The organism is Acidovorax temperans, assembly GCF_006716905.1.
Lineage (GTDB): Bacteria > Pseudomonadota > Gammaproteobacteria > Burkholderiales > Burkholderiaceae_C > Acidovorax > Acidovorax temperans.
The window spans coordinates 202,018-226,442 of sequence record NZ_VFPV01000004.1 but is presented as its reverse complement, the minus strand read 5'-3'; the positions used below and the strand labels follow the sequence as shown (position 1 = coordinate 226,442).

21 protein-coding genes and 1 pseudogene are annotated in these 24,425 nt (G+C 65.0%); 10 read left to right on the top strand and 12 right to left on the bottom strand.

The window, feature by feature from the left end; genetic code table 11:
- Positions 1-58 precede the first annotated feature (58 nt).
- Entirely contained in the window at positions 59-667 is a 609-nt protein-coding gene (locus BDD18_RS19545; RefSeq protein WP_066695529.1) for a LysE/ArgO family amino acid transporter, read from the bottom strand.
- A 76-nt stretch (positions 668-743) separates the two neighbouring features.
- Between BDD18_RS19545 and BDD18_RS19540 the strand changes: the two genes are divergently transcribed.
- Entirely contained in the window at positions 744-1,634 is an 891-nt protein-coding gene (locus BDD18_RS19540) for a LysR family transcriptional regulator ArgP (protein ID WP_142085347.1), read from the top strand.
- Between the two features lie 22 nt (positions 1,635-1,656).
- On the opposite strand, the gene BDD18_RS19535 is transcribed toward BDD18_RS19540, so the two are convergent.
- The 3 genes from BDD18_RS19535 to alr form a co-directional block, all read right to left on the bottom strand.
- On the bottom strand, positions 1,657-3,498 hold the full coding sequence (locus tag BDD18_RS19535) for an ABC transporter ATP-binding protein (protein ID WP_211360853.1): 1,842 nt from the start codon (positions 3,496-3,498) through the stop codon (positions 1,657-1,659).
- Positions 3,499-3,660: 162 nt separating this feature from the next.
- Complete coding sequence (locus tag BDD18_RS19530) at positions 3,661-4,458, bottom strand: hypothetical protein (protein ID WP_142085344.1); 798 nt, start codon at positions 4,456-4,458, stop codon at positions 3,661-3,663.
- Between the two features lie 79 nt (positions 4,459-4,537).
- Positions 4,538-5,644 carry an alanine racemase gene (alr, locus tag BDD18_RS19525; RefSeq protein ID WP_142085342.1) on the bottom strand — a complete coding sequence of 369 codons (1,107 nt, stop codon included), beginning with the start codon at positions 5,642-5,644 and terminating at the stop codon, positions 4,538-4,540.
- Positions 5,645-5,781: 137 nt separating this feature from the next.
- Here alr and lplT point away from each other — a divergent pair, with 137 nt between their 5' ends.
- The 6 genes from lplT to BDD18_RS19495 all read left to right on the top strand — a co-directional run bounded on the left by lplT (position 5,782) and on the right by BDD18_RS19495 (position 11,671).
- Positions 5,782-7,086, top strand: coding sequence for a lysophospholipid transporter LplT (gene lplT, locus BDD18_RS19520; protein WP_142085340.1), 1,305 nt, complete (start codon positions 5,782-5,784; stop codon positions 7,084-7,086).
- A 112-nt stretch (positions 7,087-7,198) separates the two neighbouring features.
- Positions 7,199-8,083, top strand: a complete 885-nt coding sequence (locus BDD18_RS19515) for a DMT family transporter (protein ID WP_044395287.1) — start codon at positions 7,199-7,201, stop codon at positions 8,081-8,083.
- Positions 8,084-8,156: 73 nt separating this feature from the next.
- Positions 8,157-8,645 carry a glutathione peroxidase gene (locus BDD18_RS19510; RefSeq protein WP_066783207.1) on the top strand — a complete coding sequence of 163 codons (489 nt, stop codon included), beginning with the start codon at positions 8,157-8,159 and terminating at the stop codon, positions 8,643-8,645.
- Between the two features lie 783 nt (positions 8,646-9,428).
- Positions 9,429-10,217 carry a HupE/UreJ family protein gene (locus BDD18_RS19505; RefSeq protein WP_142085338.1) on the top strand — a complete coding sequence of 263 codons (789 nt, stop codon included), beginning with the start codon at positions 9,429-9,431 and terminating at the stop codon, positions 10,215-10,217.
- A gap of 44 nt (positions 10,218-10,261) precedes the next feature.
- Positions 10,262-10,615, top strand: a complete 354-nt coding sequence (locus tag BDD18_RS19500; protein WP_142085336.1) for a DUF6488 family protein — start codon at positions 10,262-10,264, stop codon at positions 10,613-10,615.
- A gap of 3 nt (positions 10,616-10,618) precedes the next feature.
- The gene (locus tag BDD18_RS19495; protein ID WP_142085334.1) at positions 10,619-11,671 is read left to right on the top strand and encodes a DMT family transporter; all 1,053 of its coding nucleotides are present in this window, start codon (positions 10,619-10,621) and stop codon (positions 11,669-11,671) included.
- A gap of 180 nt (positions 11,672-11,851) precedes the next feature.
- Here BDD18_RS19495 and BDD18_RS19490 read toward each other — a convergent pair.
- From BDD18_RS19490 to BDD18_RS19475, 4 genes and pseudogenes are all read right to left on the bottom strand, one after another.
- A pseudogene (locus tag BDD18_RS19490) lies at positions 11,852-12,587 on the bottom strand (helix-turn-helix transcriptional regulator).
- Positions 12,588-12,631: 44 nt separating this feature from the next.
- Positions 12,632-13,135 carry a GyrI-like domain-containing protein gene (locus tag BDD18_RS19485; RefSeq protein ID WP_142085332.1) on the bottom strand — a complete coding sequence of 168 codons (504 nt, stop codon included), beginning with the start codon at positions 13,133-13,135 and terminating at the stop codon, positions 12,632-12,634.
- 66 nt (positions 13,136-13,201) lie between these two features.
- Positions 13,202-14,203 (bottom strand): IS1595-like element ISCsp2 family transposase, encoded by a 1,002-nt coding sequence (locus BDD18_RS19480; RefSeq protein ID WP_011805635.1) that lies wholly within the window; start codon positions 14,201-14,203, stop codon positions 13,202-13,204.
- A 119-nt stretch (positions 14,204-14,322) separates the two neighbouring features.
- On the bottom strand, positions 14,323-15,183 hold the full coding sequence (locus BDD18_RS19475) for a ProQ/FINO family protein (protein WP_142085330.1): 861 nt from the start codon (positions 15,181-15,183) through the stop codon (positions 14,323-14,325).
- A gap of 141 nt (positions 15,184-15,324) precedes the next feature.
- On the opposite strand from BDD18_RS19475, the gene BDD18_RS19470 reads away from it, so the two are divergent.
- Genes BDD18_RS19470 through BDD18_RS19460 form a run of 3 tightly spaced genes read left to right on the top strand, consistent with a single transcriptional unit; the run spans position 15,325 to position 18,842 of the window.
- A complete protein-coding gene (locus BDD18_RS19470; RefSeq protein ID WP_142085328.1) occupies positions 15,325-16,059 on the top strand; it encodes an ABC transporter substrate-binding protein in 735 nt (244 codons plus the stop codon).
- Positions 16,060-16,110: 51 nt separating this feature from the next.
- The gene (locus BDD18_RS19465; RefSeq protein WP_142085326.1) at positions 16,111-16,335 is read left to right on the top strand and encodes a hypothetical protein; all 225 of its coding nucleotides are present in this window, start codon (positions 16,111-16,113) and stop codon (positions 16,333-16,335) included.
- Positions 16,332-18,842, top strand: coding sequence for a bifunctional diguanylate cyclase/phosphodiesterase (locus tag BDD18_RS19460; protein ID WP_142085324.1), 2,511 nt, complete (start codon positions 16,332-16,334; stop codon positions 18,840-18,842). The genes BDD18_RS19465 and BDD18_RS19460 overlap by 4 nt, the downstream gene beginning before the upstream one ends.
- A 270-nt stretch (positions 18,843-19,112) precedes the next feature.
- On the opposite strand, the gene BDD18_RS22800 is transcribed toward BDD18_RS19460, so the two are convergent.
- From BDD18_RS22800 to glcE, 4 genes are all read right to left on the bottom strand, one after another.
- Positions 19,113-20,855 (bottom strand): methyl-accepting chemotaxis protein, encoded by a 1,743-nt coding sequence (locus BDD18_RS22800; protein ID WP_276491144.1) that lies wholly within the window; start codon positions 20,853-20,855, stop codon positions 19,113-19,115.
- A 203-nt stretch (positions 20,856-21,058) separates the two neighbouring features.
- A complete protein-coding gene (gene glcF, locus BDD18_RS19450) occupies positions 21,059-22,312 on the bottom strand; it encodes a glycolate oxidase subunit GlcF (protein ID WP_142085322.1) in 1,254 nt (417 codons plus the stop codon).
- Positions 22,313-22,363: 51 nt separating this feature from the next.
- Positions 22,364-23,176: a YoaK family protein gene (locus BDD18_RS19445; RefSeq protein WP_066698558.1), complete on the bottom strand. Its 813-nt coding sequence runs from the start codon at positions 23,174-23,176 to the stop codon at positions 22,364-22,366.
- 10 nt (positions 23,177-23,186) lie between these two features.
- Positions 23,187-24,308 carry a glycolate oxidase subunit GlcE gene (glcE, locus tag BDD18_RS19440; protein WP_142085320.1) on the bottom strand — a complete coding sequence of 374 codons (1,122 nt, stop codon included), beginning with the start codon at positions 24,306-24,308 and terminating at the stop codon, positions 23,187-23,189.
- Positions 24,309-24,425: the final 117 nt, after the last annotated feature.

Here is a 24,425-nt window from a genome sequence, read left to right as displayed (position 1 = left end):
TCAATCAATCCCCCCACTATGAACCAAATCACAGGGCGTTGTAACGAACTTATCGTTCTTAGCTTAGACCCATCGCAAATGCCAAGGCCATCATGCAAACCGCAGTGACCCCATCCAGCACCCGCCACGCCTGGGGGGAGGCGAACAGTGGCGCCAGCCAGCGTGCGCCAAAGCCGATGGCAGTGAACCACAGTGCGCTGGCCAAGGCCCCGCCGGTGGCAAAGGCCGCCCGCCCCCATGTGGGGTAGGGGCTTGCCATGGTGCCCAGCAGCACCACGGTGTCCAGGTACACATGGGGGTTGAGCCAGGTCAGGGCCAGCAGCGTGAGCACCGTGCTGCGCAGGCTGTTGCCTGGCCCGCCCGCCGTCACCAGCAGCTGGCCCGGCCGCAGTGCCCGCGCACCGGCTTGCAGGGCATAGGCCAGCAAAAACAAGGCACCCGCCCAGCGCATCCACTGCCCCCACTCGGGCCGCGCCAGCAGCACACCGCCCATGCCCCACACCCCGGCCTGCAGCAGCACCGCATCCGACAAAGCACACAGCGCCACCACGGGCAACACATGCTCACGGCGCAAACCCTGGCGCAGCACAAACGCGTTTTGCGCGCCAATGGCCATGATCAGCATGGCGGTGGAACTGAAGCCGTGAACGAAAGCAGTGGTGGTCATGGCCTGCATTCTGGCGACTGCACCACAGTCATGCCAGCTATACTTTTTAACGATCCGTCAAAATTGCTAACCAGCCATGCAGCTCGATTCGGCCCAGCTCAATGCGTTTTCTGCCGTCATCGACGAAGGCAGCTTCGAGCGCGCAGCCGCCTTGCTGCACATCACCCGCTCTGCGGTGTCGCAGCGCATCAAGCTACTGGAAGAGCGTGTGGGCCAGGTACTGGTGCGCCGCGCCACGCCCTGCACTGCCACCGAAGCCGGGCAGGCCCTGTACCGCCACGCCCGCGAAATTGCGCTGAGCGAGGCCGATGCGCTGGCCGCCATTGGCGGGGGCCCGCGCAGCACCACGCGCCTGGCCATCGGCGTCAATGCCGACTCGCTGGCCACCTGGTTCCCGGCCGCCATGGCGCAGGCGGGCGAGGACCCTTCCATCACCTTCGACATCCATGTGGAAGACCAGGACCATTCGGCCAACCTGCTGCGCGAAGGCCGCGTGATGGCCGCCGTGACGGCCGACCCCCAGCCGGTGCAGGGCTGCCAGGTGCTGCCCCTGGGCACCCTGCGCTACCGGGCGCTGGCCAGCCCGGCCTTCATGCAACGCTTCTTTGCCACGGGCGTGACCGCCACCACGCTGGCCCGCGCACCCATGCTGGTCTTCAACCGCAAGGATGCGCTGCAAGGCCGCTATGTGCGCCGCATCACCCGCCGCACCCTCACGCCGCCCGTGCACTGGCTGCCCGAGGCACACGCTTTTGTCAAAGCCACTGAGGCCGGCCTGGGCTGGGGCATGGCCCCGGACCTGATGGTGGCTGGCCACCTGCGCACCGGCACGCTGGTCGAGCTGATGGCGGGCAAGCCGGTGGATGTGCCGCTGTACTGGCAATACTGGCGGCTGAACGTGCAGGCCCTGGCCCGCATGACTGCCGCCGTGCAGTCCCAGGCGCACCGCGCACTCGCCACCCGCTGACGAGCAGCGGGGCGGCGGCTGGCTACTCCATGCGCTGCGCCTCGCCCAGAAAGCCCCCGCTCTGGTGCGCCCACAGGCGCGCATAAATGCCGCCCTGGGCCAGCAGTTGGGCGTGGGTGCCTTCTTCGACGATGCGGCCGCCGTCCATCACGATGAGGCGGTCCATCGCTGCGATGGTGGACAGGCGGTGAGCGATGGCGATCACGGTCTTGCCCTGCATGAGACCGTCCAGGCTTTGCTGGATGGCGGCTTCGACTTCGGAGTCCAGCGCGCTGGTGGCTTCGTCCAGCAGCAGGATGGGCGCGTCTTTGAGCATGACGCGGGCAATGGCCACGCGCTGGCGCTGGCCGCCCGAGAGCTTCACGCCACGCTCGCCCACATGGGCTTCATAGCCGCGGCGGCCTTGGGGGTCGGTCAGGGTGTCGATGAAGGCGGCGGCCTCGGCGCGCTCGGCGGCGGCGTGCAGTTCTTCCTCGGTGGCATCGGGGCGGCCGTAGAGGATGTTGTCGCGCATCGAACGGTGCAGCAGCGAGGTGTCTTGCGTGACCATGCCGATGGCGTGGCGCAGGCTGTCTTGCGTCACTTTTGAAATGTCCTGCCCATCGATCAGCACGCGCCCGCCCTGAATGTCATGAAAGCGCAGCAGCAGATTGACCAGAGTGGACTTGCCCGCACCCGAGCGGCCGATGAGGCCGATGCGCTCGCCGGGGCGAATGGTGAGGCTGAGCCCGTCAATCACCGGGCGGCCACCATCCTGGTAAGCAAAGCGCACTTGCTCAAAGCGCACTTCGCCCTGCGTCACGCGCAGCGGCTGGGCGCCAGGGGCGTCCACCACCTGGCGGGGGCGGGTCAGGGTGTTGATACCGTCCTGGATGGTGCCCACGCTTTCAAACAGGGTGGTCACTTCCCACATCACCCAGTGGGCGTGGCCTGCCACGCGCAGGGCCATGGCGGTAACGGCAGCCACCGCGCCAGCGCCCACCTGGCCTTGCGTCCACAGCCACAGCGCGGTGCCGCAGGCGCCCAGAATCATGCCCACCACCAGCACATGGTTGACGATTTCAAACCGGCTCACCAGTCGCATCTGTGCGTAGCCGGTGAGCTTGAAGGCATCCATGGCAGCGCGGGCAAACTCGGCTTCGCGGTGGGTGTGCGAGAAGAGCTTGACGGTGGCGATGTTGGTGTACGCGTCGGTGATGCGCCCGGTCATGAGGGCGCGGGCGTCGGCCTGGTCGCGGCTGACCTTGCCCAGGCGGGGCACAAAGTACCAGCACACCAGGCCGTAGCACACCAGCCAGCCCGCAAAAGGCAGCAGCAGCCGCGCATCAAAGCCCCAGACCAGCAGCAAGATGGTGATGAGGTACACGCCCATGCCCACCACCACGTCGGTGGTGGTGAAGATCATGTCGCGCACGGCCAGCGCGGTCTGCATGATCTTGGTGGTGATGCGGCCGGCGAACTCGTCGGCATAAAAGGCCATGCTCTGGCCCAGCATCAGGCGGTGAAAGTTCCAGCGCAGGCGCAGCGGCAGGTTGATGGCCAGCGCCTGGTGCTTGACGCTGGTGCGCAGCGCCACCAGCGCAATGCTGCCCACCATCGCTGCGGCCACCCAGGTGAGCGTGTTGCCGCGCTGCGCCCACAGTGTGGCGGGCGTGGCGGCGGCAATCCAGTCCACCACACGGCCCAGCACGGCGAACAGCAGGGCTTCATACACGGCAATCAGTGCCGACAGCCCGGCCATCGCCACCACATAGCCGCGCACGCCGCGCGCGCAGGCCCAGACGAAGGCCAGAAACCCCCGAGGCGGCAGCGCAGGCTCGTTGCTCGGGTAACAGGGAACGCTTTTTTCGAAAAACTTGAACAGCAAGGCAGGCCTCCAGAGCCGAGCATCCTAGGCAATGTTCATGAACATTGCCTGCACTGCGGAATTCCTGGGCCGCCCCGATCGCTACACTTTTAATAGCTACTCGCGCTTGATGGACGGGCGCTACCTGTCATTTTTATGTGCATAGGAGCAGCATCTGCCTCAGCCACGCTGCAGCATCCGCACCGCTTCGGGCAGCGAATCCACCTGCGGCAGGAAGTGGTCAATGGTGGCGCTCAGCAGTACGGCGCACAGCAGCGCGCCCAAAAGGGGCTTCCAGGTCAGGCGCACGGCGGCGGTGAGCCAGCCTTCGCGTTCCACCCGTGTGGCCACGCGCACGGCGGCCACGGAAAAAGCCAGCTCCACTGCCACGGCCAGCAGCACATCCCAGCTGAAGAACAGCATGGCCAGCGCGCCCGCACCGGCCAGAATGGCAGCGCCGATCAGAAAGATGGCCACCACCGGAATGATCACCACGGCGCCTTCATCAGCGCCGCCCAGGCCGTCCAGCGCGCCGCTGGCCAGGTCGCCCAGACCTTTGCCGGATTCCGCACTGTCGGCCACATCGCTCATGCGGGGCATCTCGGGCGAGCGGGTGCCGCCACTGCGGGGCACGGAGCGAGCCAGGTCGGCCGCGTCCACCGCCACATCCAGAGCGTCTACCGCATCGGCGCTGCCGCGCTCCTCCTCGTCATCGATCAGGCGCGCAGCCCACCAGCGCAGCACCAGCAGATAAATGCCATAGCCCACGGCCAGCGTGATGGCGTAACGCACCGACAGCAGATGCACACCCGCCTGCTTTTGCAACCAGGCGGCCAGCAACATGCCCAGCAGCGTGAGGGTGCCGATGCACAGGCCATGCCAGCGCAGGCTGTGGCGTTGCTCAAGGTCGTGGGCCACGTCGCGCGCGGTCAGGCGCACAGAGGTCCAGCGGCGGCGCGGGGAACTGCTGGTGGTCATGGGGCCGCACTATAAGTAGTGCGGCGGCTTGTGCGCCAGGGCGAACCAACGACGTGATACGTCGAACGGCACAGCCGTATCAGTCCACCACCACCGGCACCCGCTGCGCCAGCGCGCACATCAACTCGTAGCCCACGGTGCCTGCGGCGCGGGCCACTTCGTCAATGCCCAGCACCTCGCCGTTGCTGGCGCGGCCCCACAGCGTGACTTCGCTGCCCATGCCCACGGGCACACCGGCCTGCTGCAGGGGGGTGAGGTCCACGGTAATCATGTCCATGCTCACGCGGCCCACCAGGCGGGTGCGCACGCCGTTCACCAGCACCGGCGTGCCAGTGTCGCAGTGGCGCGGGTAGCCGTCGGCATAGCCGCAGGCGGCCACGCCGATGGTGAGCGGCCCTTCGGCCGTGAAGCGCGAGCCGTAGCCCACGGTGTCGCCCGCCTGCAGTTGCTGGGTGGCCAGCAGCCGGGTGGAGAGCGTCATGGTGGGCTGCAGGCCCCAGTGGGCGGCGGTGTTCTCTGGGCAGTCGGGCGCGCTGCCGTACACCACGATGCCGGCGCGCACCCAGTCGGCGCGCACGCCGGCATCGGCGGCGTGGCGCAGGGTGGCGGCGCTGTTGCTCAGGCTGCGCTCGCCGGGCAGGTCTTGCGTGGCGGTGTTGAAGGCGGCCATCTGGTGGGCAATGCCGCGCGGGCCGTCGGCGTCGCTGAAGTGCGTCATGTACGAGATTTCATCCACCTGCGGCAGCGCGTTCAGCCGCGCCCAGGCGGCGCGGTAGCGGGCAGGCGTGAAGCCCAGGCGGTTCATGCCCGAATTCATCTTGAGGAAGACGCGGTGCGGCACCTGCGTCTTGTGGGCGGCCAGCCAGTCGATCTGCTCATCGCAGTGCACCGCGTGCCACAGGCCCAGGCGCGAGCACAGTTCCAGATCGCGCGGCTCGAACACACCTTCGAGCAGCAAGATGGGGCCACGCCAGCCCAGGGCGCGCACGCGCTCGGCCTCCGCCAGGTCCAGCAGGGCAAAGCCATCGGCCGCGCGCAGGCCTTCAAACACCCGCTCAATGCCGTGCCCGTAGGCGTTGGCCTTGACCACGGCCCAGACTTTGGCATCGGGCACGGCGCTTTGCACGCGCTGGAGGTTGTGTTGCAGAGCAGCGGTGTGGATGTGGGCTTGGATAGGGCGTGGCATGGGGGTTTAACCGGGTGAACAGCCCCGGATTCTGTCACTGCCGCCGTTTATCCGCGTGATATAACCGCCGGTCACTTGCCACGGTTTTCTACTTTTACCAGGGCATCAGCGCCGCTGATGCAGCCACAAGCCCTCCGATGAAGCGCGGTTTCTACACGATCATGTCGGCGCAGTTTTTCAGCTCGCTGGCCGACAACGCACTCTTCGTGGCCGCCGTGGAGTTATTGCGCACCGAAGGCGCGCCCGAGTGGCAACGCGCCGCCCTGGTGCCCATGTTTGCGCTGTTTTACGTGGTGCTGGCCCCGTTTGTGGGCGCCTTTGCCGACGCGCTGCCCAAGGGCAAAGTCATGTTCATCAGCAACGCCATCAAGGTGGTGGGCTGCCTGATGATGCTGTTTGGCTCGCACCCGCTCATGGCCTACGCGGTGGTGGGGCTGGGGGCCGCTGCCTATTCACCCGCCAAGTACGGCATCCTGACCGAGCTGTTGCCCGCGTCGCAACTGGTCAAGGCCAACGGCTGGATCGAGGGGCTGACCATTGCCTCCATCATTCTGGGCGTGCTGCTGGGCGGGCAACTGGTGGGGCAGCACCTGTCGGTGCTTCTGCTGAGCATTGACATCCCCCTGATCGACACCGGCGTAGACACCGCTGCCGAATCGGCCATTGCCGCGCTGATCCTCGTGTACATGGTGGCCGCCTGGTTCAACACCCGCATTCCGCACACCGGCGTGGAAATGCGCCCCCTGCGCACCAACCCCTCGCGCAACGTGCTAGCCAACACGCTGGCGCTGCTGCCCGACTTCTGGGCCTGCAACAACCGCCTGTGGCGCGACAAGCTGGGGCAGATTTCGCTGTCCACCACCACCCTGTTCTGGGGCGCGGGCGGCAACCTCAAGTTCATCGTGCTGGCCTGGGCCGCTGTGGCGCTGGGCTACAACACCACGCAGGCATCGGCCCTGACTGGCGTGGTGGCCATTGGCACGGCCGTGGGCGCGGTGGTGGCATCCATGCGCATGCGGCTCGATGCCGCCACCAAGGTGATTCCGCTGGGCATTGCCATGGGGCTGCTGCTCATCCTCATGGTGTTCATCGACAACATCTGGCTGGCGATTCCGTTTTTGATTTTGCTTGGCGGCCTGGGCGGCTACCTGGTGGTGCCCATGAATGCGCTGCTGCAGCACCGGGGCCACAACCTGATGGGTGCGGGGCGCTCGATTGCGGTGCAAAACTTCAACGAACAGGCTTGCATCCTGGGCCTGGGCGCGTTCTACAGCCTCTCGCTCAAGCTGGGGCTGTCGGTGTTCGGAGCCATCACCGCGTTTGGCCTGGTGGTGGCGGGCACCATGTGGCTGATTCGCCGCTGGCACATCAGCAACTGCCACCGCCACCGCGAAGAGGTGGAACACCTGCTGCACATTGCGCGGCAGGACCACCACCACTGATACGGGCTGGCCTTCCAGCGCATGAGCCCGCCGCAGGCGCAGGCCTGCGCGCCAATCACTTCAATTTTGATAGCTGCTGGCGCTTACCCCATAAGCGCTGGTAACCGATTTGATGCATAAATTTTTACCCGTCCTGGCGCTGGTGTTCAACGCCTTCGTCTGGGGTGTTTCCTGGTGGCCGTTTCGGCAACTGCACGGCGCCGGGTTGCACCCCCTGTGGGCCACGGCGCTGATGTACGCGCTGGCCGTGGGTGGCCTGCTGCTGGCGCGCCCTGGCTTGCTCGCGCGCACCTTGCAGCACCCAGCCCTGTGGCTGCTGGCCCTGTCGTCGGGCCTGACCAATGTGGCCTTCAACTGGGCCGTGACGGTGGGCGACGTGGTGCGGGTGGTGCTGCTGTTTTATCTGATGCCCGCCTGGTCGGTGCTGCTGGCCTGGCGCGTGCTGGGCGAGCGCCCTACGCGCATGGCCGTGGTGCGGCTGGTGATGGCATTTGCGGGCGTGGCCCTGGTGCTGGTGCCTGCGGATGCGTCCATTGAACGCATGGTGGGCCACTTGTCAGGGGCCGACCTGCTGGCCCTGGCCGGGGGCTTTTGCTTTGCGCTGACCAACGTCACCCTGCGCCGCCTGCACCAGCTGCCCAGCGAATCGCGCATGCTGGCCATGTTTGGCGGCGGCGCACTCATGGCCACGGCCAGCGCCTGCGCGGGCTTGCTGGCGGGCTTTGTCACGCCGGTGCCCGCTTTGGCCATGGGCTGGGTCGTGGTCGCGCTGCTGCTGGCCACGGCCTTTTTACTGAGCAACTACGCGCTGCAGTACGGCGCCACGCGGCTGGCAGCGGGCACCACGGCGCTCATCATGCTGTCCGAGGTGGTGTTTGCCAGCGTGTCGTCGGTGCTGCTGACGGACACCGCTCTGGACGCGCGCACCGTGCTGGGCGGCAGCCTGATCGTGTCGGCCGCCCTGCTGGCCACGCTGCGCTGGCCCCGAAAAGCCTGACGCGCCCGCAGAAACAGCGGCGCCGATACGATGGGTGCAGTCACCAAACTGTTCATCCCACCGAGACTTGCCCATGCCCCAAGACATTTATGCATTCGACGCCCAGGACATCCAAGGCCAGCGCGTGGCGCTGGAACAGTTTCGGGGCAAGGTGCTGCTGATAGTGAACACCGCCAGCGCCTGCGGCTTCACGCCCCAGTTTGCGGGGCTGGAGCAGTTGCACCAAACCTATGCAGACCGCGGACTGGTGGTGCTGGGGTTTCCCTGCAACCAGTTTGGCAGCCAGGACCCCGGCAGCAACGACGAGATTGCCAGCTTCTGCCAGCTCAACTACGGCGTGAGCTTTCCGATGATGGCCAAGATCGACGTGAACGGCGCCAACGCCTCGCCCCTGTACCAATGGCTCACCGCCGAAGCGCCCGGCCTGCTGGGCAGCAAAGCCATCAAGTGGAACTTCACCAAGTTCCTGGTCGGCAAGGACGGCCGGGTGATCCGCCGCTACGCACCGCAGGACGCGCCGAAGAAGCTGGCGGGGGATATTGAGGCGGCGCTGGCAGGTTAAGAAGGCACACTCTGTGGCCCCGCGCCACTACCGGAACGATGTGGCGCCAGGGGTATTCGGCGTTTTTGCCTATTGGGGCGCTGCTGCGGCTTTCGGCCAAGAGCTGCCATTCAGTCTGTCCGAATGAGTGCCGTTGTTCTTTTAGAACGATTCACATCCAAGAGCCAAACTTCAGCACTTAGAATTGTGTGCTGGCCTCAGCCCTCTACCGCCATTAAGCCTGTGACCCGGAGTACCCGAGCCCTTTTGTTAATGCTTGCCATGTTGTGGCAGGCATTGTTCTGGGTGACACCTATTGGGCAGTCAAAACAGATACAGGATGTGGAGAACCTGGTGGCTCATTCACAGGCGGTGGATCATCATCACCATGACGATCAATCTCTGCATGTTGACGACTCAGCAGAGAGCCAGTTCCATCACCATGCTCACGAAGCCGTCGAGCCTGCGGCTTTGCTGCCTGTTGTGGTAGAAGGACCTTTTTTCACTCCTCCCGGTGCACCACCTACAGCTCTGCTTGCTCTGTGGGCTAGCGCATTCTTGCAAGGGCCTCTACGGCCACCCCAGCCTCACGCCTGAACTGACGGCTGATCAACCTTCGGTTGATTGATTGCTGGCTTTCGCTCGAAAGCCTTCTATCGCCATGCTCTGCTGGCACTGCGTTCGTCACCGAAGGCGAGCGCAGAACTACCTGCCAGCGCTACTTGCTCCAGTTCCCTAGACCACGCCTTTTGGCGTAGTCGGTTTGACTGCGCAAGGTTTTCTAACTTCTGAAATTTCAAATTCATGAAACACCTTTCATTGGGCCGTGCTGCGGCATGCCTGTTGTTGGCTGCTTCTCCGCTCCTTGCTGTTGCACACGGTATCTCAGAAGCTGATCGACAGCGCATGCTGGACGGCAGCTATCTTCAGTACGTGGGACTAGGAGCCAGCCACATGTTGACTGGCTACGACCACTTGCTATTCCTTTTTGGGGTCGTGTTTTTGCTGAGCACCTTCAAAGACGTAGCCAAGTTCGTGACTGTTTTCACCATCGGTCACTGCATCACATTGATCTTTGCCACTTACTTCAAGATCACCTGGAACTACTACTTGATCGACGCCATCATCGCGCTGAGCGTGATGTACAAGGCGTTCGACAACAACGGTGGCTTCCAGAAATATCTGGATATGAAGTCGCCGAATCTGCTGGTGGCAGTGTTCGGCTTTGGCTTGCTGCACGGTTTTGGCTTGTCTACCCGCCTGCAACAGCTTCCACTCGGAGACGATCCGCTGGCAATGCTGTGGCGCATTCTGAGCTTCAACGTTGGGGTCGAACTGGGTCAGATCGCGGCCTTGGTAGTGATGGTCTCGCTGTTAGCAGTGTGGCGTCGCCGGGCCAGCTTCAAGCGATTCAGCTACGTGGCCAACCTGGGTTTGTTTTACGCGGGGGTGTATCTGCTGTTCATGCAATTGCATGGGTATCAGCACGACACCGCACCCGACAGTTTCCGCTTCCCCGCTGCAGAGCATCGCCACGCCCATGAGGACATGGATAGCGAAAACGCAACGGATGCCAGCCGCAACGACCTTTGATTCTTGAACCCACCTTTTTTACTTAGCCCTGAAGGACCTACATCATGAAATCGTTCATCATCATCGCCGCCAGCCTGCTCTCCACTCTCGCATTCGCTCCACAAGCCCAAGCAGGTGAAGGCGGAAGCTGCCACTTCCACGGCAATAAGCCTGTCTCAGAAGCAGCAGTCATCGACTGTGCAAACCAGCGCCGAGATTCGCTGGTGAAATCTGGCAAGCTGGAGAACTCTTGGAGCAAGGTGCAGCACTCCAAGATGGAGCAGATTGACGGCAGCAAAGGCAAGGAGTGGAAGCTGACTTACCAAAACGCCGCTGCCACAGACAAGGCAAAGCAGAACCTCTATATGTTCTACGCGTTGGCTGGTCATTTCATTGCTGCCAACCACACCGGAAAGTAAACGATGCGTCGCGTGCTGAGTAAACCTGCATTGAAAGGTGGCCTGCTGGCTTTGCTGGCCGCAGCTTTGTTTGGCCTCAGCACGCCGCTGGTTCAGCGGTTTGGCGCTGGTCTTGGGCCCTTCACCACGGCTGCGCTGCTGTACGCGGGCGCGGCCATCGTGGCCTGGGTGTTGCGCCAGCCGCCTGCCAAAGAGGCGCAACTGCGACGCGCCGACTGGCCGCGGCTGCTTGCCATGGCGGGCATGGGGGCTGTGGTTGGCCCAGTGGCCCTCTCATGGGGGTTACAACACACCAGCGGCTCCAGTGCCTCACTGATGCTCACACTTGAAGCGGTGTTCACAGCCGTCTTGGCCTGGCGCTGGTATGGCGAGGTAATGGATCGCCGCGTGGTTCTGGCTATGGCCCTGCTGCTGGCTGGAGGGATGGCATTGATCGTGGACCAGGGCTTGGTCGGTCAGGTGCAGGTGTGGGGCTTGCTGGCTGTGATGTTGGCTACCGCAGCCTGGGGCGTAGACAACACCTTGTCTCGCGGTGTGGCTGAGCGGGACCCAGGGCAAGTCGTATTGGTCAAAGCTTTTTTAGGTGTCACAGCCACGGCTTCGCTGGCTTGGATCAGGCAGGAGCCGGTGCCAGGAATGTTGGCGACCGTCGCGTTGTTGTTGATCGGTGTCAGCGGCTACGGCTTGAGCCTGAGGTTTTATTTACTGGCGCAACGGGCCTTCGGTGCAGGACGCACGGGCTCGGTTTTTGCCTTCGCCCCCTTCATCGGAGCAGTGGCCGCATACGCGCTGGGTGACCGCTCAGTGACTGGATGGCTGCTGCTGGGCGGCGCGCTGATGGCCTGGGGTGTGGTGCTGCACCTGGCGGAACACCATGAGCATGAACACGAGCACGAGGCCATGGAGCACGAGCATTCACACACCCACGAAGATGGACACCACAACCACACGCATGAGGGCATGCCCACAGGCCCCCATAGCCACAGGCATATTCATGAGCCACTCAGGCACAGCCATCCGCATGTACCCGATCTGCACCACCAGCACAGGCATTGATTCAACGAGGTTCAGGGGACCAGGTGGCTCGCTGTTTCAGAACGTAGGTGCGTTGAGCCAAGAGCCTGGTTGAGTTACGACCATCGCCTTAGCACTGAACCTTGAACACTTTACGGTTTCTCTAGTGACTGCTTTGGGCCCCTTGCCGTCTTCGGCCCCCACTCCTTGCACTCCATCCCCTCAAGAGCGTCCATCTGCCCCCGGTGCAGCCACGCACTCCAGCGGCCACCCGTCCCTCTCTGCCTCCACCTGGCGCAGCAGGTCGGCCAGCGTTTTGCCAGGCTCTTGCCGAAAGCGCTCGGGCAATACCTTGAAGGCCGCGATGCGGTCGATGCGAAAGCCCCGGAAGTCGTTGCGCAGCTCGCACCAGGCGGACAGGGTCCACACCTTGCCCCAGTAAAAGCAGCCCAGCGGCCGCAGTCGGCGCAGGCTGGGGCGGCCTTGCACATCGGCGTAATCAATTTCCACCACATGGCAGCTTTGCACCGCCTCGCGCAGCGCCTGCAGGGTGGCCTGGGTGCGGGCGTCGAGCCCCACCAGGGGCGCGTACAGCGCCTGGGCCTCGGCCGCCAGCCGGGCTGCAGGGGGTAGCACCGACAATATTTTGCCCAGGGCGCCTTCCACCTCGCGCGCCAGGCCCGGGTCCAGCCAGGCCTGCGCCAGGCGGGCAAGCGGCCACCAGGGCGTTGGCCTCACCCTGGCTGAACATGAGCGGGGGCAGCTCAAACCCCGCCCCCAGGCGGTAACCCACGCCCGCTTCGCCTTCGATGGGCACGCCCTGGTGCTGCAGGTCGGCCACGTCGCGGTAGATGGTGCGTTGCGAGACCTCGAGCCGCTCGGCCAGGAAGGCGGCGGTGGACAGGCGCCGCCCGCGGATGAGCTGCACGATCTGGAACAGGCGGTCAGCGCGGCGCATGTTTTGAGCAAAAACAGGCTCTAGCGCTTATGCAACAAGCGCCATCAGCTACATATTTCATAGCACACCCCCCGCACGCCAATGTGAAGCGCCACATGGTACGGGCCCGAGTAGGCCTCGAAGTCGGTGCCAAAGCGCCGCTGCACCTGCGGGTGGTCGGCAAAGTAGCGCCACACGGCGCCCCAGGCGTCGATGACCAGCTGGGGCATCTGGCCCTCGGCTTCAAACACCAGGTAGGTGCCGGCTTCAATGTCCACCGTGGTGGCGCCCTGCAAAGCCTGATGGTTTGCCCGCGCCGCGACACCGGCGGTCACGTCGAAGGCGCCATGCTGGTCTGAGGCATAGCCGCTGTAGACGCCAAACACCCGGCCATCAGAGCCGGGCGAGGGCAGCTTGTGTTCCCAGCTTTCGCTGAAGAAACGGTCCCACAGCGGGCCGATGCGGGCGCTGGCCGGGTCGGCCTCGGCCGCATTGGTGGTGCGCACGGCGATCCCGGCGACGCGAAAAGCCGCCACGGTGGTCGCCTGGGGTGCGATGAAAGAGGACATTCCAACTCCCTGTATTTATTCAAGGGGTATCTATTTAGCTCCAGCAGCCCCATTGATACTGTGATTTCATCCAGCAATGGTATCCGATTGGCTCTCCCCGGTGTTCTTGCTCACGACATCCCCATACGTCACTGGCGGCGTAACCACCGCTTGCTGCAGCAAGCGGTAAAACAGCATCCCGCGTGAGCTGGATGTGCGCCGGTTGAAACGGAACACGAATTCATCGAGATAGGCGTCCAGGTGGTCTGGCTGTACAGAGCCATGATGTGTTCCCAGCACCCAGCGCTGTACCAGTGAGGCGACCCGGTGCACTCCCGCCATGGAGACATGGGCAGGTACGCCTGAGCCGAGCATGACGGTGCGCTGGTGGGTGTAACCCAGTTCTCCCAGAGCGCGGTATGCCGCCGAACCATCCGTGCGTACCTGGGCTCCAGGCTCGACCACCTCCTGCACAAAGGGGATTACGTGGGTGGCGGCGTCTCGGTCAATGCGGCGTAACCGGATGCGCCCAAACCCCTTGGGCTCCACGATCTCCACCGCCATGACCATCAACACTTTGGTGGTGCTGCTCTTGCGCCCTGCAGGGGTGGCGGGATTCTTGCGATCCGTGATGGACAGGTACGTTTCATCCACCTCCACAAGCCCCTTGAGCTTGTCCCGGCCCGGGCGGACCATGGCACGTCGAAACCGGTGCAGCATGGTCCAGGCGGTCTGGTAGCTCCCCAAACCCAATACGCGCTGCAGCCCCAGGGCGCTCACGCCTTGTTTCTGATTGGTCAGGTACCAAGCTGCAGCCAGCCAGACACGCAGCGGTGTGCGCGTCTTGTCAAAGATGGTTCCAGATGTCACTGTGCCTTGGTACTGGCATGAGCGGCACATCAGGCGGGTGCGGCTGGCGCGGTACACATCGCCAGCGTTGCCGCAACGCGGGCAGACGAAGCCTTGGGGCCACCGAAGCTTCTCCAGGAACGCCTGGCAAGCCTCTTCGGTGGCAAACCAGTCAAGAAATTCGTTCCAGGTGCGGGGGTAGTCCCCTCCAGGAGTTGGCGTTAGCATCTGGGTTTCCATCCAGCTATTCTCACGTCACTGGAGCTAAATAGATACCCCTTATTTATTCACAGGGTTGGCATGGTGCCGCGTGGCTGCTGACACCGTGATGTCAGCAGCATGGCAGTGCTGTGGGGTGGTTACACCGCCGGGGTGCTGGCGGATGGGTTGCCCTGGGCGGCAGCGGCCAATTTGCGCGCGCGTTCGAGTTGCTGGCCGGTGCTGCGCGGGTCCATGCCGTACATGTCGGCAAACTGCTCCAGCGTGCTGCCGCTGGCCTCGAAGGCGCGCAGCAGGGCTTCGGCCTTGGCGTTGCGGGCAGCCCATTCGGCGAAGGCTTCTTCGAGGATGGCGTTGGCGGCATCGTCGCGGCCCACCACCAGTTCGGTGTAGGCCTCGCGGGTCAGGCCAGAGGCTTCGAACGCGGCAATGATGCGATTGCGCAGCTTGGGCAGCAGGTCTTCGGTGGGGCGGCCCTTCTGGTTCTTGCGGCGGCGGTACACCTCCAGCAAGGCGTGGTGCACATGCTCGGGGGCCATGGCTTCCACAGGCTGGCCTTGCAGGTCATGGCGCTGCTCGCCAGCGGCGACGGCCTGCAGGTAGCGGGTGGAACGGGTGTGGATGCCCAGCGCCACCTTGAGGGCTTCGCGCTCAAACGCGTCGGGGTGGGCGGCCAGCAGGTCCTGGAAGATACCGCGCTTGAGCGGGCGGAACACCGCGCCAAACAAGTGGGGGTACAGGCCCGCCAGTTGTTCCAGTACGGGGTGGGGAGTGCGGGGGGCTTTGGCCACGCCAGGGGCAGCATCCGGCGTGGTGGCCGCGGGTGCAGGGTTGCGGGGGCGCTGGCGCTTGCCGCCACGGCGGGCACGGCCGGCCCCGGTAGCGGCGGCATCGGCAGATGCGGGAGCGGGAGAGGGGGACGAAGAATCGGCAGACATGGTCGTGGCAATCAGGCCGCAGGCAGGCTGCAGCAGCGGACGGAGAAAACAACCCCGCATCATCCCAGATTTCACTGCCGGGCCGTTTCTGGCGCTGTCAGCGAGTTGTACCCCGCGCGACGTACCCTGGGAAACCGCGCCATCCAAACCGATGTGTTCTTTGTTTGACACACCTGCTTACTCACACTCGCTTACTATTGGGGGATGCACTCCGCCGTGCCCAACATCGCGGATTCCCCGGCAAAACGCACCGGGTGGCGGAGGACTTGCATTGCACTTGCCCTGGCCTCCTGCGCCGCGCTGTTGAGCGCGTGCGGCGCCCGCTATGAGCCCCCGCTGACGGTGGGCACCAACACGTGGACGGGGTACGAGCCCCTGTACCTGGCGCGCGATCTGGGCCTGCACGAAGGCCTTCCCCTGCGCCTGGTGGAGCTGGGCTCCACCACCCAGAGCATGGATGGGCTGCGCACCGGCCGGCTCGACATGGCGGGGCTGACGCTGGACGAAGCCCTGACGCTCGTCCAGGAAGGCATTCCCATCAAGGTGATCTGGGTCTTGGACATTTCCCAGGGCGCCGACGCGCTGGTGGCCCGCTACGGGGTGGCCGGGCTGGCGGACCTGCGCGGCCGCAAGGTGGGGGTGGAACAAACCGCCGTGGGCGCCTACATGCTCAATGCTGCATTGGCCAAGACTGGGCTGCGCACCACCGACATCACCGTAGTGCCCCTGCCATTGGACGAACACCTGACGGCCTGGCGCGAGAGCCGGGTGGACGCGCTCGTGACCTTCGACCCGGTGCTGCAGGTCTTGCGTGGCGAGGGAGCGCCGGTGCTGTTTGACAGCAGCGCCATCCCCGGTGAAATCGTGGATGTGCTGGTAGCGCGCACCGACGCCCTGGACTGCTGCACCCAGCGCATTTCACAGCTGCTGGCCGCCTAGGAACGTGCCCTGGCCCACCTGGGCACCGCGCGGGAGGACGCTCTGCGGCGCATGGCGCCTCGCCTGGGCCTCACCCCGACAGAGATGGATGCAGCCTTCAGCGGTATCGAGCTACCAGCCGCCGCCAACCGCACGCTGATGAGCGGAACAGACTCGCGGCTGGCCGCCTCGGCGCAGCGCATGGCGCTGGGCATGCTGGAACAGGGCTTGCTGCAAAGGCGGGTAGACACCACCCACCTGATCGACGACCGCTTCGTACGCGGCACAACCCCATGACAGCGCCCCACACACAGCCCGCAGTCGCCACGCACACCGTGCGGGTGTTCAATCTGCGCCTGTGGCTGCCTCTGTCGCTCATCATTGCCAGTGCGGTGATGGCCTTGATTCTGGTCGCAGACCAGCAACGGCATTACGCCCAGGACCTGCAGCGATTTGCCGACCACACGGCGCACGCGGAACTGCTGGAAACCCAGCGGGCCTTGGAGACCGTTCTGCGCCGCAACGATGGCAGCGGTACGGTGGGCATTGTTTCGCAGCTGGGCCTGAACCCTGCCGTTGCCTATGCCGCCCTGGTGGGCCCAGACGGCAAAGTCATTGCCGCCACCCGCTTTGCCTGGAAGGGCCGCACCGCGGCGGAACACATACCCGGCTACACCGAAGACGCCGTGCGGCAGGTTCGCCGGGCGCAGCGTGAGCTTTTGACGCTGGACCGTGCAAACCTGCGGTTGACCGCGCTGGCCCCGGTCACCATGGGCCTGCAGTCTGGCGAAGTGCGCGCCACGCGCCAGGGCATGCTGTGGATTGACTATGACCTGCGCCCAGTGGCCGCAGAAACCTGGAACCAGCTCCGTACACAGGCAGTGGTGCTGGCGATGGCCGTGCTGCTTGGTTCGCTGGGCCTGCTGGCTATGGCGCACTGGGGCATTCTGCGGCCCGTGGCCGCGCTGCGTGCGGGCATGGAACGCATTGGCGCAGGCGATTTCACCCACCTGCCACGCCTGCAGGGCAGTGGCGATCTCCACGACCTGGGCCAGGCCCTTGAAAAGATGGCGAGCGAACTGCAGGCACGCAACACGGCGCTGGCCGAAAGCGAGGCCCGCTTGCGGCAACTGTCAGACGCCTCCTTTGAAGCCATCATCCTGCACGAAAACGGACGCATCACCGATGCGAACGCGGCCGCTGACCGCCTCATGGGCGTTGCGCCCGGAGGACTGGTGGGCACGGCCATGCTCTCCTGGGTCTCCCCCCCCTTTCTGGAGCGCACCATTCAACGCACCACGCAGGGCATGGAAGGCGTGTGGGAAGTGGACCTGCAGGATGCACAAGGGCAAACCATCCCCTGCGAATGCAGCGTACGCCGCCGCCAGCTGGGCAACCGCCAGGTGCGCGTGGTGGCGGTGCGCGACATCCGCACCCGCCTCGCGGCCGAGGCCGAAATCCGCCAACTGGCCCATTTCGACGCGTTGACCGGGCTGAGCAACAGGCGCTCGTTGCTCGAACAAGTCGTGCAGGAGCTGGCAGCGGCCGATCTGCAACCGCGCCGTGCAGCCCTGGCCACCATCAACATCAACGCCTTCCAGTCCGTCAACGACTCGCTGGGCATGGCCGCTGGCGACACTGTGTTGCGCACCATGGCACGGCGGCTGAGCGCGCTGCAGAGCCAGGGCCAAAGGCTGGCCCGGGTGGATGGTGACACCTTCGCCCTGCTGCTGTGCGACCTGCAAGGCGATCTGAACCAGGCATCGGCCGAAGCTGCACGCACCATCGAACGCTTGCTGGCTGCGATTGCCGAGCCGCTGGAAGTGCAGGGCCAGGTGCTGCACCTGTCTGCCGGAGCAGGTGTGGTGATGATTCCGAACGACAGCCGCGACGCGCCTGAACTGCTGCGTGAAGCAGAAACCGCCATGCACCGCACCAAGGATGCGGGCGACAGCCGCGTGTACTTTTTCGCCCATGCCTTGCAGGAAGCCGCCAGCGAACGCCTGGCGCTGCGCAGTGACCTGCGCCGAGCGTTGGAAGCCAAGCCCGCGCCGCTGCTGTTGCACTACCAGCCGCAGGTGGACAGTCAGGGCCGCCTGGCCGGTGTAGAGGCCCTGGTGCGCTGGCAAGACCCGCGCCGTGGCCTGGTGTCGCCCGTGCATTTCATCCCCGAAGCCGAAGCCAGCGGCCTGATCGTGCCCCTGGGCAACTGGGTGCTGGAAGAAGCTGCCACCACCCTGCACCGGTGGCAAAACGATCCCGCCTGCACTCCGTGGGCTACGAAGCTGACGATGGCTGTGAACGTGAGTGCCCGTCAGTTCCGGGAGGCGGACTTCATCGGCCGCATTGAATCGCTGATCGCCCGTGTGGGTATCGACGCCTTTTCGCTGGAGTTGGAATTGACGGAAAGCGTGCTGGTGGACGATCTGGAGGCCACGCTGGAAAAAATGGCCCAGCTGCGCAGCCACGGTGTGCGCTTCGCGCTCGACGACTTCGGCACGGGGTATTCCAGCCTGGCCTACCTCAAGCGCCTGCCGATTGACGTTCTGAAGATCGACCGCTCGTTCACCATGGACATCGACGCCCCCGAGCACAGCGGCCAAGGCAAACGCCCAGCGGTGCTGATCGACGCCATCGTGGCCATGGCCCACCAGCTGGATTTGCGCGTGCTGGCCGAGGGGGTGGAGACCCTGGCCCAGCAAGAACGGTTGCTGCGCTCTGGCTGCGACCTGTTCCAGGGCTACCGCTTCAGCCGCCCACTGCCCGAGGCAGAGTTCCGCGCCTGGGCGGCGGCGCAGCAGTAAGCCAGGTTGCCAAGGCGGCCTCTACGGCACACCCACTGTTCCCATCAGGCAGGGAACATTTCCGTTTGAGATCGTTGCCCAGTCTTGCCCCGGTCCGCCGCTAGATCAGGCGGGCGAGATGACAAACGGGGGAAACCAGACAGTTCTGCAAGCTACAGACACACTTGCACCGCAGGATGCGTCACTACATCACGCTCTTTCGACGTGCGCAGAGCCAGCTACAACACCATGCCGCCCGATTTGAAGCGGGCGGGTCACCTCAGCAAAGCGTCAGAACGATTCCCAATGGTCGTCAGAAGCCGTGGCCTTGGCCGGCGCTGCCACAGCGGGCTTTGGTGCGGCAGCAGGTGCATGGCGCACCGCAGGTGCCGGCGCACGCTGAACGGCTGGAGCCCGTGCAGGCACAGGGGTAAAGGCAGGGGCAGGCACAGCCGCCGTGGGCTGGCCCAACGATTCGCCCGCCATGCGGAAGACGGCCATGGCTTGCACCAAGGCTGCGGCCTGGTTTTCCAGGCTGCTGGCGGCGGCGGCCATTTCTTCCACCAGAGCAGCGTTTTGCTGTGTGCCCTGGTCGATGACGGTGACCGCCTCGGCAATCTGCTGCACACCACGGCTTTGCTCTTCGCTGGATGCGCTGATCTCACCCATCAGGGCCGTCACGCGGCGGATGGCATCGACCACTTCGGTCATCGTGGCGCCCGCCTCGTTGACCTGCGTGCTTCCCTGGTGAACCTGCAGGGCGCTGGCGGTGATCAGCTCCTTGATCTCCTTGGCCGCAGTGGCCGTGCGTTGCGACAAGGTACGCACCTCGGCTGCCACCACCGCAAAGCCCCGGCCCTGCTCGCCCGCGCGGGCGGCTTCCACCGCGGCATTCAGCGCCAGGATGTTGGTCTGGAAGGCAATGGAGTCGATCACCCCGATGATGTTGCTGATGCGATTGCTGCTGTCGTGGATGCCCTTCATGGTGTTCACCACGTTGCTCACCACCGTGCCACCCTGCTCTGCCACCCGGGCAGCTTCCTTGGCGAGCTGGTCGGCACAGCGGGCGCTTTCGGCGTTCTGGCGCACGGCGGCGCCCATTTCGTCCATCGACGCGGCCGTTTGCTGCAGCGCTGCGGCCTGCTGCTCGGTGCGGGCGGACAAATCGTGGTTGCCCGCAGAGATTTCACGGCTCGCGGCAGACACGCTTTCTGCACTCTGGCGAACGGTGCCCACCACTTCGGCGAGGCGCTCGCGCATGTTGCGCAGGCCCGCCATGATGCTGGCTTTGTCCCCCTCGCGGGTCAGCACCTCCACACCCAGATCACCGTTGGCCACGGCCAGCGCCACGCGCTTGAGGTCGGGCGGGTCTGCCCCCAGGTCGCGCACCACCGCGCGCAGGTACAACCCCAGGCCCGAAAGGCAGGCCACCACCAGCACCATCACCGCCACGGCGATGTTGCGGTCGGCAGCGGCCAGGCTTTTCACCTCGTTGATGGTCAGGGACAGGCGCTGGCTCTGGCGCTTTTTTTCACTATCCAGCACGGTGAGAATTTTGTTGCGCGCAGGGATGGTGCGATCCACCAGGAAGGCGAACGCTTCATCCTTCTTGCCGTCCTGGATGAGGCGCAGGTTTTCCTCTCCCACCTTCCAGAACTCGTTCACCAAGCCTTGCAAGGGCACGAACGCCTGGCGACCTTCGTCATCGAACATCCCCTGGCCCAGACCTTCCATGGCTCCAGCAATGGTTTTGCGCTTGTCTGCAATATCGGCCAGCGTGGCTTCCAGTTCCTGGGCGTTGCGCGCCAGAATGGCGTGGCGCAACTGCAGCGATACGCGGGTGACGTTCAGTTCCATCTCCGAGATGCGCTGCAGCTGGGGTACGTTGACGGTGCGCACCGAATCCGCATCGTCGCTGATGCGGCTCATCATCAACCAGATGGCCACCGCCACAGCGGCAAGCAGCACAAACATCACGCCGTTGATCACTAGCAAGCGCTGGCCCATCGTCCAGGCATGGCGATGGTTATTCATGGAATCTCCCGCAGCACTACCACCCGATCACCAGGGCTGAAGGTGTTGAAACTGTGTAAATGAACGTTTCAACTCTACTTTCTTTGGCCCCCCGAACAATCAAGCTGCGCACTTTGGAGATAGTGTTGGGCCGGCGCGACGAGGTGTCCGTCAACCGTGTCCGAACAGCAAATCAGGCAAACGCTGCAACGCCGTGCGAGAGATCAGCGCTGCCTCAGGGCTTCGTCCAGCACCTCCACCCAGTGCCGTACCGGCGTGCCAGTGCCGCTTTGCAGGTGGGTGATGCAGCCGATGTTGGCCGAAAGAATCATGTCCGGCGGCTGCTCGCCGAAGGCTTCGTTCAGCACGCCCAGTTTGCGATCGCGCAGCTGGTGAGAGAGGTCGGGGTTCAGCACCGAATACGTGCCCGCAGAGCCGCAGCACAGGTGTGCCTCATTGCGCGCGGCGCGCAGCTTGAAGCCGAGCTGGTTCAGGCGCGCCTCCACCCCGCCGCGCAGCTTTTGCCCATGCTGCAGGGTGCAGGGGGGGTGGTAAGCGTACAGGGTGTCGGGCTGGCTCACACGGCCCTGCAGCTTGGCAGCCAGCTCGGGCAGCATGGCGGGCAGCAGTTCTGACAAGTCGCGTGTGAGGGCGCTGATGCGCTCGGCCTTGGCGGCGTATTGCGCATCGTCCTTGAGCAGGTGGCCGTATTCCTTCACCGTCACACCGCAGCCCGACGCGTTCATCACAATGGCCTCCACCCCGCCCTGCTCCACCAGGGGCCACCAGGCATCGATGTTGGCGCGCATCTCAGCCTTGCCGCCTTCCTGGTCGTTGAGGTGGAACTTCACCGCACCGCAGCACCCGGCCTTGGGCACGATGACCGACTGCACACCCACGGCGTCGAGCACACGGGCAGTGGCGGTGTTGATGTTGGGCATCATCGCGGGCTGCACGCAGCCGGCCAGCATGATGACCTTGCGCGCATGTTCACGCGTGGGCCAGGCCCCGGCGTCACGGGGGGCGGGCACCTTGGCCTTGAGTGCTTCGGGCAGCAGGCCGCGCACCATTTGCCCGGCCTTCATGGCGGGTGCGAACAAGGGCGAGGGCAGGCCTTCCTTCAGTGCCCAGCGCAGTGCCTTCTCGCCTGCAGGGCGAGGCACTTTTTCGTCCACGATCTTGCGGCCAATGTCCACCAGGTGGCCGTACTGCACGCCGCTGGGGCAGGTGCTTTCGCAGTTGCGACAGGTCAGGCACCGGTCCAGGTGCATCTGCGTGGCGCGCGTGGGCTCGGCGCCTTCCAGCACCTGCTTGATAAGGTAGATGCGGCCGCGCGGCCCGTCCAGCTCGTCGCCCAGCAGCTGGTAGGTGGGGCAGGTGGCGGTGCAAAAGCCGCAGTGCACGCACTTGCGCAGGATGGCTTCGGCTTCCTGGCCGTCGGGGCGGGCTGCGTATTCGGGGGCGAGTTGGGTCTGCATGGAGCGTGCCTGGAGATAACGGTAAAGATCGGGGGGTGTTGCGCCAGCGGTCTAGGGGCCTGCATCGGGCCCGGGCGGGCTGGCGTCGCCCGGCTGGGGGCCAGCGCGGCGCTGCAGCAGCAGTGCTCGCAACTTCTGGCGGTCAGCCCACAAAGGCGGCAACGACAAGGTAAGCAGCACCAGCGCCAGCGGCAACACAAAAATGAAACCCACGTACTTGAAGCCAGCAGCGCCCACCAGCCCGCCCACCAAAAACATGGCCGCCAGCCCGGCAAACAGGCGCAGCCGGTCGCGGTTCGCCTTCACATAGCGCTCAGGGGCGGTGCCGCTGCGGTTCCAGTAGAGCATCTTGCCCATTTCGATGCCCAGGTCAGTCACCACGCCGGTCATGTGCGTGGTGCGTATCTGAGCCGACGACATCTTGGTGACCACTGCGTTTTGCAGGCCCATGAGGTAGGCCAGCAGCAGCACCGTGAGGGGCACAGCAAACGGCGTGCGCCAGCCCAGCGTGATGGCCCCCACCAGGCCAAACAGCAGCATGAGAATGGCTTCGAGCAGCAATGGCAGCGCGTAGGTGCCGTGCAACTGGTGGTGGCGCGCCCAGTTCACCAGAATGGCCGTGCTGCCCGCCCCCGACATGAAGGCCCACAGCGTGCCCACCGCACCCAGCACCAGCTTCATGTTGCCCAGCACCAGGTTGTCGGCCAGTGACGAGAGAAAGCCCGTCATGTGCGAGGTGTACATCTGCGCCACCAGAAAGCCGCCCGCATTCACGGCACCGGCATTGAAGGCCAGCAACAGGCCCAGCACCCGGTTGGTGGTGACCGTGCGGTGGTGGCCCGTGAGGTGGATCAGGTGGCGCATGGGCCGCGCTTTACCAGGCGGCGGCCAGGCGGCCCGGGTTGAAGATGCCCGCGGGGTCGAACGCCTGCTTCACGCGGGCGTGGATTTTCGCCAGCGCGGCAGACTTTGGATCAAATTGGCTGCTAGCGCTTTCTGGATAAGCGCTGGCAGCTACAAAAACAGAAGCACTACCGCCCACCGCCTCGGCAGCGGCGCGCAGGGCATCGCCCGCACTGGCCGGGGCCTGCACCCAGCGCAGGGCACCATGCCATTCCACCAGCGGCTGGGCGGCCGCAGGCAGCGCCAGCACCGGCGCGGTGGCGGGCAGCGACAGGCGCCACAGGGCCAGGTCGGGCTGCTGGGCGCGCTGGACAAACCAGGGCAAGGTGTGGTCGCGGCAGGCAGACCAGTCTGGCGCGGTGGTGGCGTTGTCCAGAAGGGTGCCTCCCATGGTTTTGCACGCAGCCTGCACTGCAGCCACGGCGCCGCGCAGGCGCACATACAGCGTGCCCACGCCACCGTCTTGCAGCCAGCAGCTGGCGTTCAGCGGCAGGGGCTGGCCGCCCCAGGCGTGCAGCTTGCGCAGGGCGTCGGCCTGGTTGCATTCAAAGCGCAGCGTGGCCTCGGCCGGGGCCACGGGCAGCACCTTGAGGCTCACTTCTGTGAGCAAGCCCAGCGTGCCCCAGGAACCGGCCATGAGGCGCGAGACGTCGTATCCGGCCACGTTCTTCATCACCTGCCCACCAAAGGTGAGCGGCTCTGCCCGGCCGTTGATGAGGCTCACGCCCAGCACATAGTCGCGCACCGCGCCCACGCTGGCGCGCGCGGGGCCCGACAGGCCTGCCGCCACCATGCCGCCCACGGTGGCGCCGGGGGAAAAGTGCGGCGGCTCAAACGGCAGGCACTGGCCTTTGGCGGCCAGTGCGGCCTCCAGCTCGGCCAGGGGTGTGCCCGCGCGGGCGGTGATGACCAGCTCGCTGGGCTCGTAGCTGGTGATGCCCGACAGCAGCCGCGTGTCCAGCACGTCGCCGCGCAGCGCACGGCCATGGAAGTCTTTGGTGCCCCCGCCCCGGATGCGCAAGGGAGTCTGGTCTGCAACGGCGGCGCGCACGCGCTCGGTGATCTGGGCAAGGGCTTGGTCCATGCCCTGCATCGTAGCGGGTGTGACTTTGCAGCCAGCCCCCGCAGCGCATGAATTTTTTGAACAAAGGCTGTGCAGCTTCTTTGCAGCGGGCACAAAAAAGGGCCACCACGGCGGCAAACCGGGGTG